The following is a 7294-nucleotide window of genomic DNA, read 5'->3' on the forward strand; positions in this document are numbered from 1 at the left end:
CGATGGCCGGACTATGGCCGTTGTCATCCCTGAAGCCAATGCTGCTGGAGGTCGCCCATGAAATCTGCTGAAAAGATCCCGTCGTCCAAGGCGTTGATGCCGCTCAAGCGCGACCACGCGCTGCTCGATCCCGGCCAGCTGTCGGAGATGGCCGAGGAAGCCGCGCACGACCTGATGGCCGAGGGCGAATCGGACAACACGCGCCTCGCGTACCGCGCCGCCATGCGCTACTGGGCGGCCTGGTTCGGCGCGCGGTACGGGCGCCAGATGGCGCTCCCGGTCCCGGTGCCCGTGGTGGTCCAGTTCATCGTCGACCATGCCGAGCGCTCGACCAAGGCCGGCCTTGAGCACCAGCTGCCGCCCGCGATCGACGAGGCCCTGGTCGAGGCCGGTTTCAAGGGCAAGCTCGGTGCGCCGGCCCTGAACACCCTGATGCACCGGGTGTCCGTGCTCTCGATGGCCCACCACCTGGCCAAGCAATCGAATCCGTGCGTGGATGCCGCGGTCAAGGCGCTGCTGAGCAAGACAAGAAAAGCCTACGCCAAGCGCAACGCCCTGCCCCACAAGCAGCGCGCGCTGACCAAGGAGCCGCTGGAGGCGGTTTTGGAAACCTGCGACGACTCGCTCAAGGGGAAGCGCGACCGCGCCCTCCTCCTCTTTGCCTGGGCGTCGGGCGGGCGTCGGCGCTCCGAGGTGTCGGAGGCGGTGTTCGAGAATCTGCGCCGGGTCGATGGGGGAAACTTTCTCTACACGCTGGCCAGCTCCAAGACGAACCACATCGGCAAGGTGCGACCCGAGGATGTGAAACCCGTGGTCGGGTCGGCGGCCGAAGCGCTGGAGGGCTGGCTCAAGGTGAGCGGCATCACCTCCGGGCCCCTCTTCCGGCGGATCCTCAAGAACGGGAAGCTCGGCTCCGAAGGGCTCTCGGGGACGGCGGTTCGGGACATCGTGAAGGCGCGATGTGCGCTGGCCGGCGTGGGGGATGATTTCTCGGCGCATTCGCTGCGATCGGGCTTCGTCACCGAGGCTGGGAGACAAAACATGCCGCTGCAGGAGACGATGGCGATGACGGGGCATCGGAGTACCGATACGGTGGCGGGGTATTTCCGGGCGGGTGCCGCTCAGGTGAGCGCGGTGGCTCGAATGATGGACGCGGATCGGAGTCGCCCAAACCCGCCCAGTCGAGAATCTCATTCGTAATGAGAAGGTCGGGTGTTCGATTCATCTCTCCGGCACCATCAACCCAGTATCCATGCGGGTTGCGAGAGGGTTGGTGTAGTTTTGGTGTAGCGCTCAGTCGAGACTGATACCCCAAAACAGCACTAAATCCGCCGTTTCCCTATGGAAACTCAAGCGTTTTGCACCATTGGTGCACCATCGCGGAAGACAGCCACCGAAAGGTGGCCTCTTTTTTTGCCGAGCCTGTCCGGAATTTTGTGTGCAAGGCATAGCATGACGACCAGGAGCATCTATGCCAAGCAGGAAGACGACGAAGGCCTTAGCTATTGCCTTTTTCGCATGGCAATCCTTGGCGCATTCAAACCTGGGCGATCTTGTCGGTGACAGGATCGTTGGGCATGTAGCCGACGACGAAGCTCCAATTGGCATGCAGCTCCCAAAGAAATTGGCAGATGTACTTCACTGGGTCTGCGGTGTAGTTCGGGTCATACTTCATGCGGTAGACCCGTTCTGTCAGTCGCTTGAAGAGTCCATGGACTTCAACATCTTGGATCACGACGTTGTTCAAGATGTACGTGAGTTCGTCAGCCAGCAATTGCATTTCAAGCAACATGCCGTCCACATAGTCTTGATTGGCCTCTAGCCCATTCGCCACATCATACCAACGCTGCCTATGGAAGTAGTCTTTGAACTTCGACTTTTCTGTTAGCTCATCGACATCCACCGTCGATAGTTGAAGGTTCGCTGCCCATGAGCAAATCTGAATCGTGTTGTGCTTAAAGTCTGCGTACCGGCGCGACAGGCTTTCCCGCAACAGTTTCCGCCGTTGACGCTCAGGGACGTGCACGACCAATAGCCAGAAAAAAACGCTGGTGAGGTAGCCCAGGCACAGGTTGAATGCAATCGTGTTGGTCCATCCAAGCGCAAGCAGCAGCGGCTCGATAGCAGTACCACGAATCGGCCCGAAAACCTTTTCGCCGCTGGTCACGAACATGCCAATCAGCGCCACTATCGAAAGGACGGACAGGGCGAATCCAACCCGGTGCTTCTCCAACCACTGCAGCATTGCGTCTCCAAGATTTGTAACAACATCGTAGCTCAGGCGAATGGCATGGCGTCAGGGTCTCCAGGCTTGAGCTAATCTGGATGGAAGCCAGTAGATGCAACCAGCCCGTGAGACTTCGGCTTGTCGAGTTATGCCCTCTGGATCAAACGGATCGCAATGCCATCGCTGAACGAACCATCGTCGGTTGCATCTCTGCTTCCTGCACTCCAGCCCGTTAAAGAGAAGCGTGTTGACGTCGTGGCGGCCACGGTCGTCTGGGTTCGCTCAGATTTCTACTGGCGTTGGCGCGTTTCAGTCGAGTCCATGGAAATTTTTGCGCCCTTTTGCTGACGCATCTAGGCATTTTTCTGAATTTGCATTCCCACGATTCTCGGTTTCCGACTATGCACCGTAGCAGTTGCCCTTATCGCAAGTCACGCCCTCTGGCTAGGGCGCGCGGTGGGGGCGCTATTCATCTTCGACAAGATCTTGCACTTCATCTTCCTGAGGATCAGGTTTGAAGTCGGCAAACTGAAGCATCATGTTTGCTTGCAGACGCGCCGTCTCGTCAACGCTGAGAAAGTCCAGCCGACCGTTCGGCAGATGTCTGAGTCTCAGCAGACTCTCTCCCATGCTCGGCGGAATGCGCATCTTGTCGCTTCTAAACGCTTCTCGCAAAAGGTGAAAGCGAAGCTCGAATTCCTCCCGCGTCTTGGGAGTATCCATTGTTTTAAGGCTGGGGATCATGGGCAAACCTACGTTGAACGAGACACAGTTCCAAGCGGCACTCCATCGATCTCGTACACCCAGGCCATCTCAATACCTTGGGGCAGGCGCAAGGCTCCACGCTTGATTGCCAAGTAGCAGCCTTCGTGTTCCGGGCCTGCACCACTGCTTCCGGATACCCTGCCAATTCGCCAATTCGCGCGTGACAAGTCGTTGCCTGTCGCACCAGTCATTTGCATGAGAGCCGCCGAAGGAACCGCTGGTGTGAAGCTGCCGAAGAAGGCAGGCCGGCCTTCCACTCTAACGCAGACCTCCATCTCAGACGCAGACCTTGCTGCAGGCGGCTCCGTCGACAGGAACTCTGTGGCCGACAATGGCGGAATGGGCCTCACGTTCGATCGATGGAAGAACGCGGTCATCCGAAACAGTTTGTGTCGCCTTCCGTCCCAAATGCGCTCGAAGAAATCCAAGTAAATTTCATCTCCGCGCATGGGCGCGAACCCACCTCCGGGTCGCGTCAATTTGGCCATCCAGGCCTTGGCAGGAGACGAAAACCCGACGATTCGGAATCGCCCAAGCTGGGCAGGGTTGTACGGCCGAAACGTTTGCTCGACACGCGGTAGAAGCGCTTCTGAAATGGCAGGCAGCACCGCTACCTGCAATGCAAAACGAACCTTCGCCTTCCATCTGCCCAGAGGATGATCCGACCGGTCCCTGAAACCCTCGGCCAGAAGTTGCTCAAGCTCAATGCTTGTCTCAACCGATAGAGGGGAGCAGGCTCCCCGAATTTCATTCGCCGCACGCTCGGCGAGAACTGGCGTTGCAAGACCCATTGCAGCCAGTTCGGCCCATTCGTCCTCAGCCACACGCGCCCATGCCGGACACGGCGCAGCAGAGGCATTGGCGTCGCCAGCCCCTTCGACTGCTTGGAAAGCTGTCGCTCGGAGGCTCTTCAGGGCTTCGGCCGCACCTGACGAGCCCTTTCGAGCGGCGCGATCCGCTATCCGCATCAACACTGCAAGACGTCCGACGTGTTTGCAGTCGCGCTGAACATCGGCGAGAACGATTGCCGGCGCCAACCGATCCCAAAGCAGAGTGGCGTCCGACGCGGACAGTTGATCGAGCACGCCACAAAGAACATCGGGCAGATTGCCGGTAGCCATTGTGAAAGCAGTGGCCCCAAGCATCGGGATGTATTGAGGAAAGCCTTCAAGAAGCCACTGAAGAAGTTCGGCCGCCTTGTCACGCCGTAGCCACTGCGGATGGTCCACGGCAGCAAGCAGAAGTTCTATCAGACCGGTTGACGAGTCCGACGCCGCGGCTTCATCCAAGAATCCGTATTCGCGTGCCTTCGCCGCAGTGTCGCCAACCATCATCTCGACGTGTTCAACGACCTGCTGAACTAAGGCTGCGCGCTCGCTGGGAGTCGCAATAGATGCGAGTCGCTCGATCAGATGGTCAGCGCGACGCCACTTCTCCGCATATCGCTCGTTGAGGATGAGCGGAGCGCAAAGCTTCACGACAGCGTCTGCCGAATGGGCCTGATGTAGCAGGATGTTTTCCGCTCTGGCCGCACCTGACGAAAGATTTCCCCAGATTGACCAACCACCCCGCTGCAGATGCTCCAGCGCCGCAAGCGCTTCCGTGTGAGCTGCTGATACGTTCCCTCGCGCGAGCTGCCTTTCCGCGCGGGCCAGTGCATCGTCCGACTCTCGGGCCGACTCTGACGTTCCAAACATGCCAGGCATGACAAGAGCGTCCCGCGTCGACTCGTTATCCGCCTGATTTGCTTCTTCCTCTTCGCTGGGTGTGTTGCGAGCAACCGCGATGCGCTTCACCTCGGGAGGCGCCGCCGCAGATTCACCGGGATGCGATATGTCGTCAAGAAGCTCTGCAAACGCCTTCGCTACCTCTGGCTGCAGGTTGTCCCGCAACGAAGAAAGGAATTCCTGCCGTTGTGTGGCGTCGAACTCAGATTCGTTGATGAGCTTCAAGCGATGAAGCATTAGCCTCTTGATGTCGCTCTGACTGTGCGCCTGCGCCGCCAAACGCGCGTACGCTTCTGCGGATGTTCCCAGGTGTCGGTGATCTCCGAACTGGTAGATCTCCAGAAGCGCCCAGCACAGTGGCCAATGCGCACTAGGCGTTGCCGATTCAAGTATTCGGTACAAGGCAGCCTGCTCATCCAGCGCGCAACCGGGGAAGCGATTTCCCCTGAGGGGGGAAACCCGATCGATGCCTCCTTCCGTCGCTTCTGCAAACAGCTCCTCTGCCGTCCCACAGGTCTGACGTTGGAAGTAGCGCACCGCACCTAGAAAGTCTCCTCGCTGACAGAGGACACCAATGAGCGAAGCCTTGTCATATCTGACGAACCGCTGGAACGTCATCTCGCCACCCGCAGCCTCCAGGTTTCCCGCGACGCGAGGCAGGAGACCTTGCTTTAAGACTTCATCCCGAGGAACTCGCTCCAGTGCTCCGGTCATCAAGGTCAGTTGATCCTCTTTGTACCAACTCGGCCCCATGGATACAGCCAAGACGGCTTGGTAGGTTCGGCGGGCTTCCTCCAGGGCATCGAATCGCGCGAATATGGGAATGAGGGTCAGCAGTTCGGGGACAAGTTCATGTCGGTTCTTCACGTTTGCCTGCACATAGTCCCGCCAGCGTTGAAGCAATCCAAACGCCTGGTCGCCGACTGCCGTCTCCAATGTCATCCGGCTTATTTCTGACAGGAGGTTTGCCAAGACAGCCCGGAATCCTTCGGAATAAAGGCCGCACTGCCCCTCGAAACGCTGCTCCACAAAAGACAACATGTAGCCGATACGCTCGGGAAACACGTCGACAAGCAACCCCACCAATCTTTCGTAGATCTGAGGGAAGATTGCCTCTGGAAGACCGTAGCTGTCTGTCCATTTGACTCGACGCCGTAACGAGAATCGAAGGTGTTTGAACACGCGCTGCTCAAGATGAGACCACGCCTCTTGCAACCCAACGTCATCGCCACAGTCTTTTGCGCGCCTTCCGGAACCGTCGCACCACGCCAGAGCCCGGCAAAGCGCATCCACCCCATCCATCCAGCCGTCCGCTTGAATCTCTGCTGTCTCTGGGCAAGGAAGATCCTTCTCGAGAAATGATGCCAGTCGCCAATGCGCCATCCGAGTGGCGAACAGGCGCAAGTCCATCTTGACGTTGTCTGTCGCAATGAACTGCACAGGATCAGGCTGACCAAAGCGCCCGTCGGCAAGGGCACGCACAAGTGCCACTGGGGCGCCCAGCGCCACCAAAGCGTCGACTTCACCGAGACTGGGCTTGTTCTCTTGCGTCTTGTGCTCTTCCCGGAGCGATTGCACATCGGCAAATATGCTTTGCAGCAAACTCTGATCAAAAGCTACGCCGAAATACTTGCAGTAACCTTGATAGTTCGCGAGGAGTCGAATGAGGACTGGCTCCAGCAAGGCCGTTGAGCCTGAAAAGTGCTTCCGCAAAACGGACACGGGTGTGTACCGCGTCGCAAGGCACGCGGAGCTTGCGCCAAAGTACCCAGTGATTTCAGACAAGCATTGTTCACAGGCGGCCTTGTCCGAGATGCTGCCCCTGATGGCCTCCAGCGACGATCCGAAGAACATCACCAGCGCTTGCGTGGCGCCATCGTCACCGGCCCGGTTCTTGAGAAGGAGCAGTTGGACCCTAAACTCAAAGAGCGCCACGAAGTTCGAGATTGTTAGCCCCTGCATGGCCAGTTGCCGCTCGATCACTGCGTCGGCTTTATCGAGAAGATCCAAAGCAGTCGCAGTCTCGTTTGCCGCAATCAGTTGCAGCGACAAGCGCAAAGCGTCTTGCAAAGGCACAATCAAGTGGCCATAGCGAACCGCATGCTGGACAGCTTCCTGCGCCTTGCCAAGAGACAATAAGGCATCTGCAGCCAAGTCCGCCGACTGTGCGAACAGAGCGTCGTAGCGAAATTGCAGGCGCTGGGCAAGCAGGAGGATGCGGACAACCTCGACCAGGCTTCCTTGGCGCGTCGCAGCTGCCAAGGCCTCGTTCACGTCACCGAGCAATGCGTCCGGCTCAGCTCCCAACGTGACACATCGGTCGGCCCACCCCTGCGCGCACATCGCCACCGTACGCGCCTCCTCCGCCGGCCCGCTTCTGAGCCCGTGGTAAATGATGTTGAGCGTGCCATAGTCGGTATCCGGACGCGAAGCACAATACTCCAGCAACCGACGTTGGACGTCCAACTCTCGCAATGCAGTCTTCTCAACAAGGAAGTCAGCAAACGATGAGTGATAGATGGTCGTCTCGTCCTGCCGTAGCAGCAGGTGCTGGATCCGAGCAAGCGTGCTCACG

At 58.5% G+C, this 7294-nt stretch carries 4 protein-coding genes; 1 reads left to right on the top strand and 3 read right to left on the bottom strand.

All coding sequences use genetic code 11. The annotated features are described in order from the left end of the window. Positions 1 to 96: 96 nt before the first annotated feature. Positions 97 to 1200 carry a site-specific integrase gene (locus tag AC1D2O_RS37370; protein ID WP_478158900.1) on the top strand — a complete coding sequence of 368 codons (1104 nt, stop codon included), beginning with the start codon at positions 97 to 99 and terminating at the stop codon, positions 1198 to 1200. Between the two features lie 337 nt (positions 1201 to 1537). Here the strand turns inward: AC1D2O_RS37370 and AC1D2O_RS37375 are convergent, their stop codons facing one another. From AC1D2O_RS37375 to AC1D2O_RS37385, 3 genes are all read right to left on the bottom strand, one after another. Further along, entirely contained in the window at positions 1538 to 2245 is a 708-nt protein-coding gene (locus tag AC1D2O_RS37375) for a hypothetical protein (RefSeq protein ID WP_478158898.1), read from the bottom strand. 447 nt (positions 2246 to 2692) lie between these two features. After that, the gene (gene avs1c, locus AC1D2O_RS37380; RefSeq protein WP_477650609.1) at positions 2693 to 2971 is read right to left on the bottom strand and encodes an AVAST type 1 anti-phage system protein Avs1c; all 279 of its coding nucleotides are present in this window, start codon (positions 2969 to 2971) and stop codon (positions 2693 to 2695) included. 8 nt (positions 2972 to 2979) lie between these two features. Beyond that, positions 2980 to 7005: a hypothetical protein gene (locus AC1D2O_RS37385; RefSeq protein WP_478158899.1), complete on the bottom strand. Its 4026-nt coding sequence runs from the start codon at positions 7003 to 7005 to the stop codon at positions 2980 to 2982. Positions 7006 to 7294: the final 289 nt, after the last annotated feature.

This window comes from Variovorax sp. P1_G12, from assembly GCF_056405555.1.

Coding starts and splice junctions, on each gene's coding strand:
- AC1D2O_RS37375 (WP_478158898.1), bottom strand. CDS start 2,245: ATGCTGCAGTGGTTGGAGAAGCACCGGGTTGGATTCGCCCTGTCCGTC.
- AC1D2O_RS37370 (WP_478158900.1), top strand. CDS start 97: ATGCCGCTCAAGCGCGACCACGCGCTGCTCGATCCCGGCCAGCTGTCG.
- avs1c (WP_477650609.1), bottom strand. CDS start 2,971: ATGATCCCCAGCCTTAAAACAATGGATACTCCCAAGACGCGGGAGGAA.